This is a genomic window from Deinococcus taeanensis (genome assembly GCF_020229735.1).
GTDB lineage: Bacteria > Deinococcota > Deinococci > Deinococcales > Deinococcaceae > Deinococcus > Deinococcus taeanensis.
The window spans coordinates 89745-107103 of sequence record NZ_CP083455.1 but is presented as its reverse complement, the minus strand read 5'-3'; the positions used below and the strand labels follow the sequence as shown (position 1 = coordinate 107103).

Sequence of the window (17359 nt, the reverse complement as noted above, 5' to 3'; positions counted from 1 at the left end):
GGCCCGGCACGGTCGGGGCAGCTTTCCATCGGCGCGGCGGGGTGGGCCGTCATGCGCGGCAGTCTGCCACGCGCCCCCCGCCCGCTCATCCCCCCAAAGCATGAGCGGCCCTTACGGTTTGCGCGCCCGGGCAGCCCGGACGTCAGGAACACTTGCCCCGCCCGGCGCCGCGTAGGATGACGTGTTAGCGCACCATGACCCACACTGCCCTCCCCTCTGCCCCTGACCTGACCCGCCTCTTTCAGCCGATCGTGAAGGGGGTGGGCCAGGCCATCGGCGACTACCGCATGATTGAGGACGGTGACCTCGTGATGGTCTGCCTGTCCGGCGGCAAGGACAGCTACACCCTGCTGGACGTACTGCTGCACCTGCAGAAGAAAGCCCCGGTTGACTTTGAGATTGTCGCCGTGAACCTTGACCAGGGGCAGCCGGGCTTTCCGAAGGACGTGCTGCCCCGGTACCTCACGGCGCTGGGCGTGCGGCACGACCTGCTGACGCAGGACACGTACTCGGTGGTGAAGGAGAAAACGCCGGCCGGCAAGACCACCTGCGCGCTGTGCAGCCGCCTGCGCCGCGGCGTGCTGTACGGTCACGCCCGCGCCATCGGCGCGACGAAGATCGCGCTGGGCCACCACCGCGAGGACATCCTGGAAACACTATTCATGAATCTGTTCTTCGGCGCGCGCCTGAAGGCCATGCCGCCCAAACTGCAGAGTGACGACGGCACGAACGTCGTGATCCGGCCCCTGGCGTACGTGGCGGAAGCGGACATCATCCGCTACGCGCAGGCCCGGGCGTTCCCGATCATTCCCTGCAACCTGTGCGGCAGTCAGGAGAACCTGCAGCGCCGGGTCGTGGGCGAGATGCTCGCAGGGTGGGAACGCGAGCATCCCGGGCGCCTGACGAACATCGCCCGGGCCCTCACCCGCGTGACGCCCAGCCACCTGATGGACCCGGAACTGTTTGATTTCGCGTCCCTGAGCGTCACGCCCGCCGAGGGCGACAAAGGGTTCGACCCGGACGACTACCCCGGGCGGGAATTCCTGAGCGGCATTCAGGAACTCGGCATGCTCGGCTGAGGGCACAGGGGCGGGCTGCCCAGTGCCCTCAGTCTGGCGTCAGCGCAGGCGCAGGTGGTGCTCCAGGAACGCGTGAATGTCCGCCTGCTCCTCGATGATCAGCGCCGTGGGTTTTCCGGCGCCGTGCCCGGCACGGGTCTGGATGCGCAGCAGCACCGGCGCCGGGCCGCCCTGCGCCGCCTGCAACGCCGCGCCGAACTTGAAGGAATGGGCCGGCACGACCCGGTCGTCGTGATCGCCGGTGGTGATCAGGGTGGGCGGGTACGCGGTGCCGGGGCGCAGGTTGTGCAGCGGCGAGTACGCCAGCAGGGTGCTCAGCATGTCCGGGTCGTCGCTGCGGCCGTAATCGCTGGCCCACGCCCAGCCGATCGTGAACTCGTGGTAGCGCAGCATGTCCAGCACGCCCACCTGCGGGACGGCCGCCCCAAACAGGTCCGGACGCTGGGTCAGACAGGCCCCCACCAGCAGGCCGCCGTTGCTTCCCCCCTGAATCCCCAGGTGGGCCGGCGCCGTCCAGCCGCGCGCGCTCAGGTGCTCGGCGCAGGCAATGAAGTCATCGAAGACGTTCTGCTTGCGGCGCAGCGTGCCGGCCTGATGCCACTCCTCGCCGTACTCGCCCCCACCGCGCAGGTTGGCCTGCGCGTACACCCCGCCGCGTTCGAGCCACGCGACGCGCGCGGGACTGAACGCCGGCGTGAGGCTGATGTTGAAGCCGCCGTACCCGTACAGCAGGGCAGGGTTGCGCCCGTCGCGGGGGAGGTCCCGGCGGGCCACGATGAACATCGGCACGCGCGTGCCGTCCCGGCTGATGGCGAAGTCCTGCGTGACCTCGAACGCCGCCGCGTCAAAGGCCTGCGGTTCGGGGGACAGGGCCTCGGGCAGGCCATCCGGAAGGCGCACGCGGTAGGGCCGGCTGGGGGACAGGAAGGACGTGAACCCGAAGAACACCTCGTCGGAGGCCGGGTGGGTGCTGAGCTGCACGCTGCCGAAGGTCGGCAGGGTCAGTTCGCCCAGCCGCTCGCCCTGGCGGCCGTGCCGGTGCAGCCGGTGACTGGCGTCGCGCAGGGTCAGGCTCAGGAAGCCGCTGCGCACCGCGCGCACCTCCTCCAGTTTGTCGGGCCCTTCCGGAATGAGGGTGCGGCGCTCCCCGGTCGCGGCGTTCCAGGCAAGCAGCCGCCCGCGCGGGGCGTCCTCGTCGGTCAGGACGTACAGGGTGTCAACGTCACTGCCGACCACGCTGTACATGGCGCGGAACGCCGCGACAAGTTCCGTGAAAAGCCCCTCGTCCGCCAGGGGACGCACCCACAGCAGGCCGCGCGGGTCGGTGCCCTGCCACACGTGCACGATCAGGTGGCGGGCGTCCTCGGTGACGCGGGCGCTGAAGCCCCAGGTGGGCTGATCCGGCCGCGCGATCACCAGCGTGTCCTGCACCTGTGGGGTGCCCAGGCGGTGGAACATCAGGCGCTGCTGGCTGTTCGTTCCGGTGAGCGTGCCGCCGGGCAAGGGCGCGTCGTAGGCGCTGTAGTAGAACCCCGTGCCGTCCGGGTGCCACTCTGCGCCGCTGAACTTGCTCCAGAGCAGCTCGTCCGGCCGGTCCTGCCCGCTCGGCACGTCCCGCACGCGCCACGTGAGCCAGTCACTGCCGCCACTCTGCGTGGCGTACGCGAGCACCTGCCCGTCACGGCTGACGCTGAGGCCCCCCAGCGCCACGGTGCCGTCGGCGCTCAGGGCGTTCGGGTCCAGCAGGGTGCGCCAGGGCCCGTGCGGGTCCGCAGCCACCTGCAGCAGAGGCTGGTTCAGCAGCCCCGGGTTGAACATCCGGAAGTACTGCCCGCCGCGCTGCCACGGCACACCGGGCCGCTCGTCGTCCCACAGGGCGGTCAGCCGGTCCCGGTACGCGGCGCGGGCCGGCAGGCCGCTCAGGTGCGAGTCGCTGAACGCGTTCTGCGCCGCGACCCACGCGCGGGTGTCCGGGTGGTCCGGGTCTTCCAGCCAGCGGTACGGGTCGGGAACATGAACGGGCGCGCCGTGGGCGTCCGTGTAGGTGTCCACGTGGTCGTCCCGGCGGGTGGCCGGCAGGGTCGGCGGGGGTGTGGAGGTCACCTGGGCACTCTGGCAGAGAGCCTGAGGTTCCCGGCGGGCCTGTGACCCCCGGCCCGCACTCCGGGGCACCAAGCAGGCCCAGGGCGCAGCCGGGACCTGCAGCATGCAAGAAGGACCGCACACCGGCGGGCGTGCGGTCCAGCGAGGCGGGGCGCTCAGGGGGTTTCGGTGTACGCGCCGAGCCGGCGGAAGCGTTCGGCCCGGGTGGCTCTCAGGGTGTCGGGCGTCTGGGCCATCAGGTCGCGCAGATGCCGGGTCACGGCCTCCCCCACCGCGTGCGCAGCGTCTTCGGGGTTCTGGTGGGCGCCGCCGGCGGGTTCAGGAATGACTTCCTCCACAATGCCAAGTTCCAGGAGGTCCGGGGCGGTCAGGCGCAGTGCCTCGGCGGCCAGTGGGGCTTTGCTGACGTCTTTCCAGATGATGCTCGCGGCCCCCTCAGGGGAGATCACGGAGTACCAGGCGTTCTCCTGAATCAGGACGCGGTTGCCGACGCCGATGGCGAGCGCGCCGCCCGATCCGCCCTCGCCGATCACGACGTTCACGACCGGCACGCGCAGGTTCAGCATCCGGCGGATGCTCTCGGCAATCGCCCAGCCCTGGCCGCGCTCCTCGGCTTCCAGACCGGGGTACGCGCCCTGGGTATCCACGAGCGCCACGACCGGCAGACCGAACTTGTCGGCGAGGTCCATCAGGCGCACGGCCTTGCGGTACCCTTCCGGGTTGGCGCTGCCGAAGCGGCGTTTGATCTTACTTTTCGTGTCGCGGCCCTTCTGCTGAAGCAGCAGCATGACCGGCACGCCCTGCCAGCGGGCCGGGCCGCCGATCAGGGCCGGATCGTCGCCGTAACGGCGGTCGCCGTGCAGTTCAATGAATTCGGTGCACAGCCGGTCCACGTAGTCCAGCGCGGTGGGGCGGCCCTGCGCGCGGGCCAGCTGCACGCGTTCCCAGCGGCTCAGGGCGCGGGGGGTCTGCTGGGCGCGCAGGCGGTCCACCTCGGCGCGCAGCGGGTTGAGTGCCGCGTCGAGGTTCTGCCCGGTGTTCTGCGCGGTCCGTTCCAGGTCCCGGACCCGCGCCTCAAGTTCCTTGAGGGTGTCGAGACTGACGGGCGCAGGGGGCGTGGCGTTGGGCGTGGTCATGCGCTGACCTCCTGGCGGGTCAGGAGGCCCAGCAGGGACGCGAGGTACGCGCGCTGCTCGCGGCGGTCCACGACGGCGTCCACCATGCCGTGCTCCAGGAGGAATTCGGCCCGCTGGAAGCCTTCGGGCAGGTTCTGGCGGATGGTCTGCTGAATCACGCGCGGGCCGGCGAAGCCGATCAGCGCGCCGGGTTCAGCCACGATCACGTCGGCGATGGTGGCGAAGCTGGCGGTGACGCCGCCGGTGGTGGGGTCGGTCAGCACGCTCACGTAAGGCAGGCCGCGCTGCGTGAGGGTCTCCAGGGCCACTGTCGTTTTGGCCATCTGCATCAGGGAGAGCGCACTTTCCTGCATGCGGGCGCCGCCACTGGCCGTCACGATAATCAGGGGCGTACCGTGCTCGGCCGCGTATTCGGCGGCGCGGGCGATCTCCTCACCGACCACGCTGCCCATGCTGCCGCCGCTGAACGCGAAGTCCATGACGGCCAGCGTGACAGAGGTCCCCTGGATGGTGCCGCTGCCCGTGAGGATCGCGTCGGGCCGGCCGGTTTTTTTCTGCGCGCGGCGCAGGCGTTCGGTGTACGTTTCGGTGTCGTTGAAGTTCAGGGCGTCGGTGGGGTGCACGCGGCCCGACAGCTGCTGGAAGCTGCCCTCGTCAAGCAGCACCTGAACGCGCTGCGCGGCGTCCAGGCGCAGGTGGTGGCTGCACTTGGGGCACACGTAGGCGTTGGCTTCCAGGTCGCGGTTGTAGACCCCTTCCTTGCAGGCGGGGCACTGGGTCCATAGATCAGGAACGTCGGCGCCCGTCTGCTGCTGTGGGCGGCGGCGGCGGAAAAAACGGTCAAGCGCCATGCGGTGTAGTCCTCCCGGATGAAATCCTTACCTGCGCATTCTATGCGGGCCTTCCCGCGGGAGTTGCACCAGGTTCAACGACAGGGCCTGCCCGGCCACGTGACCGGGCCTCAGCCCAGTTTGCTTTTCAGGTAATCGTCCAGCTGGGCCAGCTGAAGATTCATGTCGCGCTGCAGGGCGTCCACCCTTTCACGCAGCGCCGCCACCTCAGGCTGGGCGGCGCCCTGCCCCAGCGTGCGCAAGCGCTCGTCGATGTGCGTCTGAAGCTGCGCGAAGCGGCTGCCCTCCTGCTGGTCGAGACTCACGCGCAGGCCCTCCATGTCCCGCAGGAGCTTGGCACTGTCCGCCTGGGCGCGCAGGCCGGTAATGCCGGCCCAGAAGTAAAACACCAGACTCAGCGCGGTGGTGAGGATCAGCAGGATCAGGCCCATGGGCACGCCGGAGTACGTCACGAACCCCAGGCTCAGGGTGTGAGGGTACATCAGGGCGTTCGTGTTCAGCACGGCAAACAGCCCCAGAAGCACGAGCACCACGATCAGGACGACGGTCCGCATAGGTGCAGCGTAACACCGGCCTCAGGGGCGGCTGCTTACGGGAATGTTTACGGTCACGGGGGGCGTTTCTTTACGTGCCGGGCGCACGGCAGGCCCTCAGGGAGTATGCTGCGACGTACCTATGTCACTGGTCGTCATGGTCACCCTTCCCCCCGAGCGGGCGCTGGACCTGGCCCGCACCCTGGTTGCTGAACATCTGGCCGGCTGCGTGAATATCGTGCCGGGCGTGCAGAGCGTGTACCGCTGGCAGGGCGAGGTGGCCGAGGACCCTGAGAGCCTGCTGCTGATCAAGACGAGCGGTGAGCAGTACCCCGACCTGGAGGCCCGCATCAAGGCGGTGCATCCCTACGAGGTGCCGGAGATTATCGCGCTGCAGTACGACCGGGCCCTGCCGGAGTTTCAGGCGTGGCTGCGTGACGCGCTGCAGCCTGACCGGAAGTAGCGCCCGCGGGCAGCGCCCCCGCCAACCGTCGGGGGCGCTGCCCGGCTCAGGGTGAATCTCAGGAGAACTTGGAGAGAATCACCTCGGGGTCTTTCACGGTGAAGGCCAGCGTGCAACCGGCGAGACTGTCCTGATCCACACGGATCAGCGCGGTGATGCTGGCCTCGTTGGCCTCACCAGTGGTGAGGACGGTCGTGAAGGCGTCCGTGGTGCTGGCGTCGGCCTTGATGCTCACCACGTCGCTGGAGGCAACGTACGTACCCTGGGCGGCATTCCAGGTGAGGGTCAGCGTCGCGGCGGGGCTGGCACTGAACGTGGCGGTGCGCGCGGCGTCACTGACAGTCACGCGCAGGGTGCTCAGCGTGACTGTCGCGGTGGGGTGACTGAGCTGCGCCTGGCACACGCCGCCCAGGGTGACGGTGCTGAATCTGGTGCGGAACTCCACGGCGTGCGGCATGATGCCCAGCGGAATCTTGCTGCGGTCGAAAACGAGGTCCTGGAAGCGGGCGCCGTTCGTGCTGTAGCTGAGGTGGCCCTGCACAGCGGCGGGTTGCAGCGGCGTACTGGTGGTCAGGGTCTTGCCGTTCAGGCCGATCGGGTCACCGATGGACTGCGCAGGAATGACGGCCCCAATGACCTTGCCGCAGCTGGACAGCGCGGCACCGACGGTCATGAGGGTCAGCAGCAGGAACAGGTTCTTCATGGAGGCTCCTTGGGGTGGGCCACGTGAGTCGCGTGGGGCCTGCCGGCGACCGGCTGGGTTCACTGCACACCTGGCCTTTATTGTTACTGCGTGTCAGGTCAGGACGAAAGGGCAGGCACCACAGAAACGCACCCCCACTTGTGGTGGGGGTGCAGTGTGGCGGGCCCTGAAGGACTTGAACCTACGACCTACGGTTTTGGAGACCGCCGCTCTACCAACTGAGCTAAGGACCCGTTCTCGCGCGCTGTCGCGCGGGCCGTTGCAGAGTAGCAGACGTGCTGCGCGCCGCGCAAGGGTGCCGGCTGGCCTCAGAGCAGGCCACCGCCCAGGAACAGCCGCAGTGCACCGAGCGCGAGCACCACGACATTCAGCGTGGTGGCCCCGCGGTCGCGCGCGGGGACGGCCAGGATCAGGCCCAGCACGGCGGGCGGCAGCACCACCAGCCAGTTCAGCCAGCCCAGCAGCGGCAGGAACCCCAGCAGGAGACCCAGGGTGGCCAGCCCCCCAGCACGATTGCAATCACTCTCATGCCGCCCTGACATGGCGGGCGTGGGGGTGCGCTGGTCAGTTTTGTCCCCGCGGAGCGGACGCCGGGGGTGAGAGGGGTGTAGCGTGGGCAGAGTGACCATCAGGGGCAGGACAGGGCAGGCGCGGCGCCTGCCAGCAGGAGCGCGGGTGCGCGCCGGGCAGGTGCTGGGCGCGCTGGAGACGCTGTATCCGGACGCGCGGACGGAACTGGCGTTCCGCACGCCCTTCGAGCTGCTGGTGGCCACGGTGCTGAGCGCGCAGGCGACGGACGTCAGCGTGAATGCCGCCACACCCGCCCTCTTTGAGGTGTACCCGGACGCGCAGGCCATGAGCCGCGCCGCGCCGGAGGACCTGGAGCCGTTCATCCGGCGGATCGGCCTGTACCGCGGCAAGGCCCGCAACCTCGCGGCGCTGGCGCGGCTGCTGGTGGAACGGCATGGCGGGGAGGTGCCCAACGATTTCGACGCGGTGGTGGCGCTGCCCGGCGCGGGCCGCAAGACCACGAACGTGGTCCTGAGCAACGCTTTCGGCTACCCGGCCATTGCAGTCGATACACATGTGGGGCGCCTGTCGCGCCGGCTGGGCCTGAGCGTGCAGACGAATCCCGACAAGGTGGAGGCCGATCTGCAGCGCCTGTTCCCGAAGGAACGGTGGGTGTTCCTGCACCACGCGCTGATCCTGCACGGGCGGCGGGTGTGCGTGGCGCGCCGCCCGGCGTGCGGGGTGTGCCTGATGGCGCCGTTCTGCCCGAAAGTGGGTGTGGAGTGACGCGTGTACGCGGGCAGACGTGGCGCTTTTCCGCGCAGGTCTGGCTGTTTCTGGGGTCGGTGTTCACGTTCGGGCTGTCGCAGGCGTTCACGAGCCTGTTCCTGAACTTCTACCTGCGGGCGCTGGGGCTGGGCGCCGAGTGGCAGGGGGTCATGAACGCCGTGCCGGCCATTACGCTGGCGGCCCTGAGCCTGCCGGCGGTGGCGGTGGCGCGGCGGATCAGTAATGCCCACGCCCTGAAGGTCGGCGCCGCCCTGAACCTGCTGGGCATGCTGCTGCTCGTGGCGGCGGGTGGCCCGGCGCTGGTGGTGCTGGGCGCGGTCGTGCAGGGGGCCGGGTCGGCGCTGAGTATGGTATCGGCCTCACCGTTCATGGCGAACAACAGCGATGAGCGCAGCCGCGTCACGCTGTTCAGCGTGCAGAATGCCCTGATGACCGGCGCCGGGTTCCTGGGGAACCTGATGGGTGGGCAGGTCCCGACCCTGTACGCCGCCTGGACCGGCACGGGCGCCGGGAGTCTGGGCGCCCTGCGTTCGGCGCTGCTGGTCGCTTCGGGCCTGCAACTGCTGGGGCTTGTGCCGGTCCTGGCGCTGCGCCCCACTGAAAAGACCCGCCGTGAGGGCCGCAGTTTTCACGTGCGGGACCGGGCGACCATGGCGCGGCTGGTGCTGCCGAACGTGCTGGTGGGGCTGGGGGCCGGGGCGACCATTCCGTTCCTGAACGTGTTTATTGAGGGGAAGTTCGGCATCAGTTACGCGGGGCTGGGCACGCTGTTCGCTTGGACGAGCCTGGCGACGGCCGCCACGGCGCTGCTGCAGCCGCTGCTGGTGCGGCGCATGGGGCAGTTGCAGGCGGTGCTGTTCGTGCAGGCCAGCAGCCTGCCGTTCCTGGCGCTGCTGGGGTTCGCGCCGCACCTGTGGCTGGTCACGGCGGCGCTCTTCACGAGGGGCGCCCTGATGAACGCCGCTGGTCCCGTGTACAGCGCGTACGCCATGACCGCCCTGCCCGAGGAGGACCGCCCGATGTACTCGGCGGTGAACATGATCGCCTGGGACCTGGGCTGGGCGGTCAGCAGCGTACTTTCGGGCGTGGTCCGGGGGGCATTTCCGTTCAGCACGGCGTTTACCGCGCTGTTCGCGTGGACGCTGCTGATGTACGCCGGGAGTGTCGTGGCGATCTATCTGGGGCTGTACCGCCGGGCCCGGATGAACGCCGCCACAAGTGCGTCCGGGGCGGGCACTTGACCCGTGAACTCATGAACGGGGGTAGACTGCCAGTGATGAGCGACACGTCCCCCCTTCGCCGCCTGCACCGCGTTCAGGACCTTGACCTGAACCTCGACCGACTGCGCGACGAGGAAAGCAACATTTCCGAGGAGCTGCGCGCCGCGCGCGCCGAGCAGGAACGCCTGAACAACGCCCTGGAAGACGCCGAGATCAGCCTCGAAGGCGTGGAGAAGCAGATTCGCCGGGTGGAACTCGACCTGAGCAGCGTGCGTGAACAGGTCACGCGCGCGCAGGACGAGCAGGAGAAGAACGCCTTCGACGCCCGCGCGCAGTCACAGTACGGCAGCCGCATCCAGATGCTCAGCGAACGTGCCGATGAGATGGAAGAGGACCTGCTGCCGCTGCGCGAACAGCAGCAGGCGCTCACTCAGACCGCCGCGGACCTGCGCGCCCAGCACCGCGCGCTGCGGCCCAGCCTGAACAGTCTGGAAGAGCAGGACGAGGTGCGCGTGCAGGGTCTGCGGGACCAGGGTGAGGCGGACCGGCAGGAACGTGCGCAGCTGGCCGGCGAGCTCGACCAGCGCACCATGCGCGAGTACGACATGATCCGCCGCGCCAAAAAGGGCCTGGGTGTGGTGGAGATCAAGGCCGGGCGCTGCAGCGGCTGCAACGTGAACCTGCCGGTGAACGTGCAGCAGAAGGCGGCGCAGGGCAAACTGCCGCCGGTGAAGTGCCCCAGCTGCGGCCGGTTCCTGATCCGCATGGACCTCGCCTAAACGCGCCTGACAGGAGACGGCCCCCTGGAGCGTCCAGGGGGCCGTTTCCTGTCAGCCTGACCGGGGCAGCCGAGGCTCCGCTGTTCAGAACTCGTCGCGGTCGAAGACGGCGCGGATCTGCTCGCGGCCAAGTCCCTGCCCGAGCAGGATCAGCAGCAGCAGCCGGGCCTTGTGGGCGTTCAGGAAACTGGCGGGGATGGCGCCGGCGGCGACCAGGGTGGCGCCGCCCCCGGCGTACCCGTACACCGGGAGGACCGGGCCGGCGTGGGTGCGCGTGGCGATCACCACGGGCTTGCCGGTGTTCTGTATCAGCGGCAGCAGTTGCGCGGGCAGATTCCCGGTGCCGAGCGCGGCGATGACGAGTCCGTCGGCACGCTCGGCGGCCTCGGCGTACCCTTCGCCCTGCCAGCCGGCGTAGGCGTACAGGATTTCGACGCGGGCCTCCAGATGCGCGGGGTGGTACGTGGCGCGCGGTTCAGGCATCGCGAAGTAGTGCACGCGGGGCACGTGACCCTCGCGGTCAATGCGGCCGATCGGGCCGGGGTACCCGCCGAAGGCGTCCACGGCGGTCGTGTGGGTTTTCGTGACGGTGCGCGCGTCGAAGATGTCCCCTCCGATCACGACGAGCGGGCCGCGGCCGCGGCTGGGGGGGTGCAGGGCCACGTGCGCGGCGTCGAGGAGGTTGGCGGGGCCGTCCCAGCTGATTTCCTCGGCGTGGCGCATGCTGCCGGTCAGGACCACCGGGATGGGCACGTCGAGCAGCAGGTGCAGCGCGAACGCCGTTTCCTCCAGGGTGTCGGTGCCGTGCGTCACGACCACCCCGTCGTGGGTGGGGGCGAGGGTGCGGATCAGGGCGGCGAGCTCGCCCATGTGCGCGGGCGTCATGTGAGGGCTGGGCAGACTGAAGGGCTGCGTTTCGGTGAGCCCCACCTGTTCCAGGCCGGGCAGGCTGGGCGGCGCCTGTGGGGTCAGGCCGCGCCCGTCGGGGCTGGGGCGGCTGGCGATGGTGCCGCCCGTGTGAATCACCGCGAGGCGGGGGGAGGGAACGCTGGGCATGACGGGTATGCTAACGCGCCCCCGCCGGACGGGTGGCCGGCGGGGGCGCAGGGAACGCGGCTTAGGGCCTGTTCAGCTGCGGGCCGCTTCGATCAGGGCCTGCGCGCCCCGTTCGAGCATGTCGGTGGCCAGTTCGGCGCCCAGTTCGGCGCATTCGCTGGGGTCGCCCTGCGTGGTGGCGCGGATGACCTGCGTGCCGTCCAGGGCGCCCACCCACCCTTCCAGGGTGAGGATGCCGCCCTTGACGCTGGCGTGCGCTCCTACCGGCGCCATGCAGCCGGCGCCCAGGCCGGCCAGGAACTCGCGTTCGGCGGTGATGCGGTCGTCGGTGGTGTGGTCGTGAATGGCGTAGGCCACCTCGATGGTCAGGTCGTCGTCCGCGCGGGTTTCGAGGGCCAGGGCGCCCTGGCCCGGCGCGGGCAGCAGGATGTCGGGCTCCACAAACTCGTCGATGCGGTGGCGCATCTCGGTGCGGATCAGTCCGGCGGCCGCGAGGATGATCGCGTCGTACTCGTGGCCGGCCAGCGCGGCGAGACGCGTGTCGATGTTGCCGCGCAGGTCGACGACCTGCAGGTCCGGGCGGAAGGAGCGCAGGAAGGCCTTGCGGCGCACGCTGCTGGTGCCGATCCGGGCGCCCTGCGGAAGCTCGGCGAGACGTTTCATTCCTTCTTTGCCGATCAGTACGTCCCGGGCGTCCACGCGGCGGGGAATGGAGCTGACTTCCAGGCCTTCGGGCTGCTCGGTGGGGAGGTCCTTGAGGGAGTGGACAGCGATGTCGATCCGCTTCTGCAGCAGGGCGTCCTCGATCTCCTTGACCCAGAAGCCCTTATCGCCCTGCTGCGCCATGGCTTCCAGACTGCCGCGGTTGCGGTCACCCTTGGTGCTGATGGTCTGAATGCGGAAGTCTGTGTCCGGCCATTCTTCCTTCAGGCGGGCCACTACCCACTGGGTCTGTGCGAGCGCGAGCGTACTGCCGCGCGTTCCTACCGTCACCATCCGCATAACCCGCGCATTATACGCGGTCCGGGGGCACGCTGCCTCGTGCCGCGTCCGGGCGGCGCACAATAGGCCGATGTCAGGCTTTCCGAACGGCTTCGTGTGGGGCGCGGCGAGCGCCGCGTATCAGGTAGAGGGGGCGGTGCTGGAGGGTGGGCGCGGCGTCAGTGTCTGGGATACGTTCACGCACACGCCCGGGCGCACTGCGGACGGCAGTACGGGTGACGTGGCCTGCGATCACTACCACCGCGCCGCACTGGACGTGACGCTGCTGCGGGAGCTGGGCGTGGACGCCTACCGTCTGAGTGTGGCGTGGCCGCGGGTGCAGCCGCAGGGGCGCGGCCGGGTGAACGTGCCGGGCCTTGCCTTCTACGACCGGCTGCTGGACGAGTTGCTGGACTCGGGCGTGCAGCCGTGGGTGACGCTTCACCACTGGGATCTGCCGCAGGCGCTGGAAGACGCGGGCGGCTGGCTGAACCGTGACACCGCGTTCCGGTTCGAGGAGTACGCGTTTGTGGTCGGGGAACGTCTGGCGGACCGCGCGGCGGCGTTCATGACCCTGAGTGAGCCCGGCGAGGTCATGCTGCGCGGGTATGGGCTGGGCACGCATGCACCGGGACGCTCGCTGGGTCTGGGGGCCTTCCCGGCCGCGCACCATCAGCTGCTGGGGCACGGACTGGCTGCGCGGGCGCTGCGGGAAGCGGGCGCGCGGCAGGTGGGGATCGTGAACGGGTTCGCGCCGGCCTGGCCTGCCAGCGACCGCGAGGCAGACGTCCAGGCGGCCGCCCGCTGGGACGCGCTGCGCAACCACCTGTTCACGGACCCGCTGCTGCGCGGCACGTACCCGGCGGCGGCGCTGGATCTGCTGGCTGAGCGGGCGCCGGCGCTGCTGGAGGCCGTGCGGCCCGGAGACCTGGGCGTGATGGCCGCGCCCCTGGAGGTCCTGGGCGTCACGTACGAACAGCCGGCGTGGGTGCGGGCCGCGCCGGGCCAGCCCTTTGGCGTGGAGGTGGGACCTGTGCCCGGCCGGGAGCGGACGACCGGCGGCGCGGCCGTGGTCCCTGAAGGGCTCACAGCGCTGCTGACCGGCCTGAGTGCCCGGTACGGGGAGAGCTGCCCGCCGCTGGCCGTTACCCTGCCCGGTTCTGCGCAGCCGGACGTCCCAGGACCGGACGGCCGGGTGCGGGACGCGGGCCGCATCCGCTTTCTGGAAGGGCACCTGGAGGCCACGCTGGAAGCGGTCTGGCAGGGCGCGCCAGTGGGTGCGTGGTTTGTGGAGGGGCTCCTCGATCACTTCGCCTGGGCGCAGGGGTACAGCGTGCGCTCGGGGCTGGTGCACGTGGATTTCGCCACGCAGGAGCGCACACCCAAGGACAGTTACCGCTGGTGGCAGGCGTGGCTGCGCGCGGCCCATTAAGGCGCCGCCCGGGCCATGCGCCACTCGGCGGATGCAACTTCACGGACCGTTCCCTAGCCTGGGGGGATGACGTCCTCCGCTCCTGCCGAGCCGCCCGTCCCGCCGCCTGAACGGTCCCGCAGCGCGCTGGGCGTGCTGGGCACGTACCTGGGGCCGCTGAAATGGCAGGTAACGGGTCTCGCGGCGCTGCTGCTGTCCGGCACGGGACTGAACCTGCTGCTGCCGCAGCTGCTGCGCCGGTTCGTGGACAACGCCAAGCTGGGTGCCGGGGCGGACGTGGGTCTGCTGGCCCGTCTGGCCGGCACGTACATCGCGCTGGCCGTGGGCGTACAGCTGATGACGGCCGGAGCGACGTACGTGGGCGCCCGGGTCGGCTGGACGGCCACGAACCGCCTGCGCGCCGACCTGATGGCGCACCTGCTGTCCCTGGATATGCGCGAGCACAAGGAGCGCACGCCCGGCGAGATGATTGAGCGCATTGACGGCGACGTGACGGCCCTGAGCAATTTCTTCTCGCAGTTCGCGGTGCGGGTCTTTGGGGCCGCGCTGCTGCTGACCGGCGCGCTGATCATGTTCTTCCGGGAGGATTGGCGCATCGGGCTGGGCGTCACGGTGTTCACGCTGATCACGCTGGGGGCCATGAACCGCGTGCGCAAACTGGGCGTGGAGCCCACCCGCCTGGAACGTGAGGCGAGTGCAAAACTGTTTGGCTTCGTCGAGGAGCGTCTCGCGGGTCTGGATGACATTCGCAGCCTGGGCGCGGGCGGACACCACCTGGGGCGCTTCCTGCAGGTGCAGCGCACGTTCTTCACGCGTTCCATCGCGTCGTGGCGGCGCCGGAGCGTGGTGTGGCAGCTGAGCATGCTGCTGTTCGCCATCGGGTACGTGGGCGTGCTGAGCGCCGCGGTGGGTCTGTACGCGGCCGGTGCGGTCACGCTGGGCACCGCGTTTCTGATGTACCAGTACATGACGCTGGTGGAAGAACCCATTGATCAGCTCACGCAGCAGCTGCAGGACCTGCAGAAGGCCGGCGCGAGCCTGGGCCGCGTGTCGGAACTGCTGGCGCTGCGCAGCGCCGTGCTGGACGGCCGCACGCCTCTCCCGGCAGGCCCGCTGGCGCTGGCCTTCCAGAACGTGAGTTTTACGTACGTGCCCGAGGTCGAGCAGGCGCGCGGCGTGCTGCGTGGCGTGAGCTTCGACCTGCCGGCCGGGCAGACCGTGGGCCTGCTGGGCCGCACCGGCAGCGGCAAGACCACCCTGACGCGCCTGATCTCCCGGCTGTACGACGCGACGGGCGGCGCCATCACGCTGGGGGGCGTGAACGTGCAGGACGCACCGCTGCACGTCCTGCGCCAGCGGGTGGCGGTCGTGACGCAGGACGTCCAGCTGTTCCAGGCGAGCGTGCGCGACAACCTGAGCTTCTTCGATCCGCGCGTCACGGACGCGCAGGTGGAAGCCGCGCTGCGCGAGGTGGGGCTGGGCCCCTGGCTTGAACGGCTGCCTGAGGGGGTCCGCACGCCGCTGCCCACCGGGAGCCTGTCGGCCGGGGAGGCGCAGCTGCTGGCGTTCGCACGCGTGATGCTGCGCGACCCCAGCCTGATCATCCTGGACGAGCCGAGCAGCCGCCTGGACCCCGCCACGGAGGCCCTGCTGACTGCCGCCATGACCCGGCTGCTCTCCGGGCGCACGGCGATCATCATCGCGCACCGTCTGGACACCGTGGCGCGCGCCGACCGCATTCTGGTCCTCGGCGACGGCGAGGTGCTCGAGAACGGGCGCCGTGAAGACCTCGCGCGCGATCCGCGCAGTCACTACGCGGCGCTGCTGCGCGCCGGGCAGCTCACTGAAAGTGAAGGAGTGCTTGCATGACCACCTCTCCCCTCCCCCAGACCCCCGTGAAGGAACGCACCTTCGCGCTTTCCCGGGAGCTGTTCCGGTACAGGCCCGGCCTGTTCGCGTTCAACCTGCTGATGTGGAGCATGGTGCACGCCAGTCCGGCCCTGCTGACCCTGGCGATCAGCGGCGTCTTCCGGGCGCTGGAACAGGCCGATACTTTCAGAACCGGCGGGGCGCCCGTAAACCCAGCCCTGGCCGCAGCGTGGGTGTCCGTGGCGTGGTTCGCGTTCGTGCGCCTGAGCCGCTTCGGGATCTTCTACGGCGCGTTCCGCGCCTGGATTGAACTGTGGTACACCCTGGACGCCCTGGTGCGCCGCAACCTGCTGGGCTACCTGCTCACCGCGCGGCGGTCCCGCCGCCTGCCCGACACGCCCGCCGAAGCGGTCAGCCGCTTCCGGGACGATGTGGAGGACGTCGCCGGCTACACCGAGGTGTGGGTGGACGGCGCAGGCTTCGTGCTGTACTCCCTGGTGGCGATCACCCTGATGGCCCGCGTGGACCCGCTGATCACGGCGCTGGTGTGCGCGCCGCTGCTGCTGATGGTGGTGTTCGTGCAGCGCCTGTCCCCCACCATCCGCACCTACCGCCGCCGCATGCGGGAGGCCACGGCGCGCGTCACGGACTTTATCGGCGAGACCTTCGGGGCGGTCAGCGCCGTGAAACTGGCCGCGCAGGAACCCAGCATGGTCGCGCACCTGCGGGCCCTGGGCGAAACGCGCCGGCACGCGGCGCTGCGTGACGTGCTGCTCACGGAACTGATTCGCGGGGTGAACACCAACATGGTGAACCTCGCCGTGGGTCTGGTGCTGCTGCTGGGCGCCAGCAAGGTCCGGGGCGGCACCCTGGACGTCGGCGACTTCGTGCTGTTCATCGGGCTGCTGCCGCGCCTGACCGGCAGCATGGGCTTCTTCGGGGACGCCATCGCCCGGCACCGCCGCACCGGCGTGAGTTACGACCGCATGACCCGCCTGCTGCAGGACGCGCCGGACACCACCATCGTGGCGCACCACGACGTGCACCTGCAGGCCGACCCGCCACCTGCCCCGGCGGCACCGGCGGCCGTCCCCCTGCAGGAACTGCGCGTGGAGGGCCTCACGGCGCTGCACCCGGGTGGACTGGGTGTTCATGACGCCAGTTTCCACGTGCGCCGCGGTGAGTTCGTGGTGATCACCGGCCGGATCGGCAGCGGGAAAAGTACCCTGCTGCGCGCCGTGCTGGGCCTGATTCCCTCGCAGTCAGGCTGCGTCTGCTGGAACGGCGAACGGCTGGAGGACCCCGCCACGTTCCTGGTGCCGCCCCGCACGGCCTATACGGCGCAGTTGCCGAACCTGTTCAGTGACACGCTGCGGGAGAACATCACCAGCGGCCAGACAGAAGCGCACCTGAACCGGGCCGTGCAGCTGGCCGTGCTGGAACCTGACCTGCAGGCCCTCCCGGGCGGGCTGGACACGCCGGTGGGGGCGCGCGGGGTGAAACTCAGCGGCGGGCAGATCCAGCGGGCGGCCGTGGCACGCATGCTCGCCCGGCCGGCCGACCTGCTGGTGTTTGATGACGTGTCGAGCGCGCTCGACGCCCGCACCGAGGCGCAGCTGTGGCGGGGCCTGGCGCAGACGGACGCCACGTGCCTGGTCGTCAGTCACCGCCGCGCGGCGCTGCTGCGGGCCGACCGGATTGTGCTGATGCAGGCGGGGCGCATCGTGGACGGCGGAACCCTGCCGGAACTGCTGGAACGCCACGAGGAGATGAGGGCCCTGTGGGCCGAGGAGGACGCCGGGGCCCTCGCGTAGGCCGGGTGCGTACGGGGCAGTCAGGCCAGGCCTGACCGCCC

Annotated in this window: 16 protein-coding genes and 1 tRNA gene; 8 read left to right on the top strand and 9 right to left on the bottom strand. The window is 70.1% G+C overall.

All coding sequences use genetic code 11. From position 1 onward, the window contains the following. Positions 1-194: 194 nt before the first annotated feature. The gene (ttcA, locus tag LAJ19_RS00530) at positions 195-1079 is read left to right on the top strand and encodes a tRNA 2-thiocytidine(32) synthetase TtcA (RefSeq protein WP_225476401.1); all 885 of its coding nucleotides are present in this window, start codon (positions 195-197) and stop codon (positions 1077-1079) included. A gap of 39 nt (positions 1080-1118) precedes the next feature. On the opposite strand, the gene LAJ19_RS00525 is transcribed toward ttcA, so the two are convergent. The 4 genes from LAJ19_RS00525 to LAJ19_RS00510 form a co-directional block, all read right to left on the bottom strand. Further along, a complete protein-coding gene (locus tag LAJ19_RS00525; RefSeq protein ID WP_225476400.1) occupies positions 1119-3182 on the bottom strand; it encodes a prolyl oligopeptidase family serine peptidase in 2064 nt (687 codons plus the stop codon). A gap of 155 nt (positions 3183-3337) precedes the next feature. Continuing rightward, positions 3338-4318 (bottom strand): acetyl-CoA carboxylase carboxyltransferase subunit alpha, encoded by a 981-nt coding sequence (locus tag LAJ19_RS00520; protein ID WP_225476399.1) that lies wholly within the window; start codon positions 4316-4318, stop codon positions 3338-3340. Further along, on the bottom strand, positions 4315-5169 hold the full coding sequence (gene accD / locus LAJ19_RS00515; protein WP_225476398.1) for an acetyl-CoA carboxylase, carboxyltransferase subunit beta: 855 nt from the start codon (positions 5167-5169) through the stop codon (positions 4315-4317). Before accD ends, LAJ19_RS00520 begins: the two co-directional genes overlap by 4 nt. A 110-nt stretch (positions 5170-5279) precedes the next feature. Continuing rightward, positions 5280-5723 (bottom strand): LapA family protein, encoded by a 444-nt coding sequence (locus LAJ19_RS00510; RefSeq protein WP_225476397.1) that lies wholly within the window; start codon positions 5721-5723, stop codon positions 5280-5282. 121 nt (positions 5724-5844) lie between these two features. On the opposite strand from LAJ19_RS00510, the gene cutA reads away from it, so the two are divergent. Continuing rightward, positions 5845-6165: a divalent-cation tolerance protein CutA gene (gene cutA, locus LAJ19_RS00505; protein WP_225476396.1), complete on the top strand. Its 321-nt coding sequence runs from the start codon at positions 5845-5847 to the stop codon at positions 6163-6165. A 58-nt stretch (positions 6166-6223) separates the two neighbouring features. Here the strand turns inward: cutA and LAJ19_RS00500 are convergent, their stop codons facing one another. From LAJ19_RS00500 to LAJ19_RS00490, 3 genes are all read right to left on the bottom strand, one after another. After that, positions 6224-6868 carry a hypothetical protein gene (locus tag LAJ19_RS00500; RefSeq protein ID WP_225476395.1) on the bottom strand — a complete coding sequence of 215 codons (645 nt, stop codon included), beginning with the start codon at positions 6866-6868 and terminating at the stop codon, positions 6224-6226. Positions 6869-7025: 157 nt separating this feature from the next. Further along, a tRNA-Trp gene (locus LAJ19_RS00495) sits at positions 7026-7101 on the bottom strand. 75 nt (positions 7102-7176) lie between these two features. Beyond that, positions 7177-7497 (bottom strand): hypothetical protein, encoded by a 321-nt coding sequence (locus LAJ19_RS00490; protein ID WP_225476394.1) that lies wholly within the window; start codon positions 7495-7497, stop codon positions 7177-7179. On the opposite strand from LAJ19_RS00490, the gene nth reads away from it, so the two are divergent. The 3 genes from nth to LAJ19_RS00475 are packed head-to-tail and all read left to right on the top strand — an operon-like array spanning position 7490 to position 10166. Continuing rightward, positions 7490-8164 carry an endonuclease III gene (gene nth, locus LAJ19_RS00485; protein ID WP_225476393.1) on the top strand — a complete coding sequence of 225 codons (675 nt, stop codon included), beginning with the start codon at positions 7490-7492 and terminating at the stop codon, positions 8162-8164. The two genes, LAJ19_RS00490 and nth, sit on opposite strands and share 8 nt — an antisense overlap. After that, positions 8161-9408, top strand: coding sequence for an MFS transporter (locus LAJ19_RS00480; protein ID WP_225476392.1), 1248 nt, complete (start codon positions 8161-8163; stop codon positions 9406-9408). The genes nth and LAJ19_RS00480 overlap by 4 nt, the downstream gene beginning before the upstream one ends. A gap of 35 nt (positions 9409-9443) precedes the next feature. Further along, the gene (locus LAJ19_RS00475) at positions 9444-10166 is read left to right on the top strand and encodes a zinc ribbon domain-containing protein (protein WP_225476391.1); all 723 of its coding nucleotides are present in this window, start codon (positions 9444-9446) and stop codon (positions 10164-10166) included. A gap of 84 nt (positions 10167-10250) precedes the next feature. On the opposite strand, the gene LAJ19_RS00470 is transcribed toward LAJ19_RS00475, so the two are convergent. Beyond that, positions 10251-11222, bottom strand: coding sequence for an asparaginase (locus LAJ19_RS00470; protein WP_225476390.1), 972 nt, complete (start codon positions 11220-11222; stop codon positions 10251-10253). A gap of 72 nt (positions 11223-11294) precedes the next feature. After that, positions 11295-12224 carry a hydroxymethylbilane synthase gene (gene hemC, locus LAJ19_RS00465; protein ID WP_225476389.1) on the bottom strand — a complete coding sequence of 310 codons (930 nt, stop codon included), beginning with the start codon at positions 12222-12224 and terminating at the stop codon, positions 11295-11297. Positions 12225-12294: 70 nt separating this feature from the next. Between hemC and LAJ19_RS00460 the strand changes: the two genes are divergently transcribed. The 3 genes from LAJ19_RS00460 to LAJ19_RS00450 all read left to right on the top strand — a co-directional run bounded on the left by LAJ19_RS00460 (position 12295) and on the right by LAJ19_RS00450 (position 17318). Next, positions 12295-13635, top strand: coding sequence for a GH1 family beta-glucosidase (locus tag LAJ19_RS00460; RefSeq protein WP_225476388.1), 1341 nt, complete (start codon positions 12295-12297; stop codon positions 13633-13635). Between the two features lie 66 nt (positions 13636-13701). Continuing rightward, complete coding sequence (locus LAJ19_RS00455; RefSeq protein ID WP_225476387.1) at positions 13702-15504, top strand: ABC transporter ATP-binding protein; 1803 nt, start codon at positions 13702-13704, stop codon at positions 15502-15504. After that, the gene (locus LAJ19_RS00450; protein ID WP_225476386.1) at positions 15501-17318 is read left to right on the top strand and encodes an ATP-binding cassette domain-containing protein; all 1818 of its coding nucleotides are present in this window, start codon (positions 15501-15503) and stop codon (positions 17316-17318) included. The genes LAJ19_RS00455 and LAJ19_RS00450 overlap by 4 nt, the downstream gene beginning before the upstream one ends. Positions 17319-17359 lie beyond the last annotated feature (41 nt).

Coding starts and splice junctions, on each gene's coding strand:
- LAJ19_RS00470 (WP_225476390.1), bottom strand. CDS start 11,222: ATGCCCAGCGTTCCCTCCCCCCGCCTCGCGGTGATTCACACGGGCGGC.
- LAJ19_RS00475 (WP_225476391.1), top strand. CDS start 9,444: ATGAGCGACACGTCCCCCCTTCGCCGCCTGCACCGCGTTCAGGACCTT.
- LAJ19_RS00520 (WP_225476399.1), bottom strand. CDS start 4,318: ATGACCACGCCCAACGCCACGCCCCCTGCGCCCGTCAGTCTCGACACC.
- LAJ19_RS00450 (WP_225476386.1), top strand. CDS start 15,501: ATGACCACCTCTCCCCTCCCCCAGACCCCCGTGAAGGAACGCACCTTC.
- LAJ19_RS00500 (WP_225476395.1), bottom strand. CDS start 6,868: ATGAAGAACCTGTTCCTGCTGCTGACCCTCATGACCGTCGGTGCCGCG.
- LAJ19_RS00510 (WP_225476397.1), bottom strand. CDS start 5,723: ATGCGGACCGTCGTCCTGATCGTGGTGCTCGTGCTTCTGGGGCTGTTT.
- cutA (WP_225476396.1), top strand. CDS start 5,845: ATGTCACTGGTCGTCATGGTCACCCTTCCCCCCGAGCGGGCGCTGGAC.
- hemC (WP_225476389.1), bottom strand. CDS start 12,224: ATGCGGATGGTGACGGTAGGAACGCGCGGCAGTACGCTCGCGCTCGCA.
- ttcA (WP_225476401.1), top strand. CDS start 195: ATGACCCACACTGCCCTCCCCTCTGCCCCTGACCTGACCCGCCTCTTT.
- accD (WP_225476398.1), bottom strand. CDS start 5,169: ATGGCGCTTGACCGTTTTTTCCGCCGCCGCCGCCCACAGCAGCAGACG.
- LAJ19_RS00455 (WP_225476387.1), top strand. CDS start 13,702: ATGACGTCCTCCGCTCCTGCCGAGCCGCCCGTCCCGCCGCCTGAACGG.
- LAJ19_RS00460 (WP_225476388.1), top strand. CDS start 12,295: ATGTCAGGCTTTCCGAACGGCTTCGTGTGGGGCGCGGCGAGCGCCGCG.
- LAJ19_RS00490 (WP_225476394.1), bottom strand. CDS start 7,497: ATGGTCACTCTGCCCACGCTACACCCCTCTCACCCCCGGCGTCCGCTC.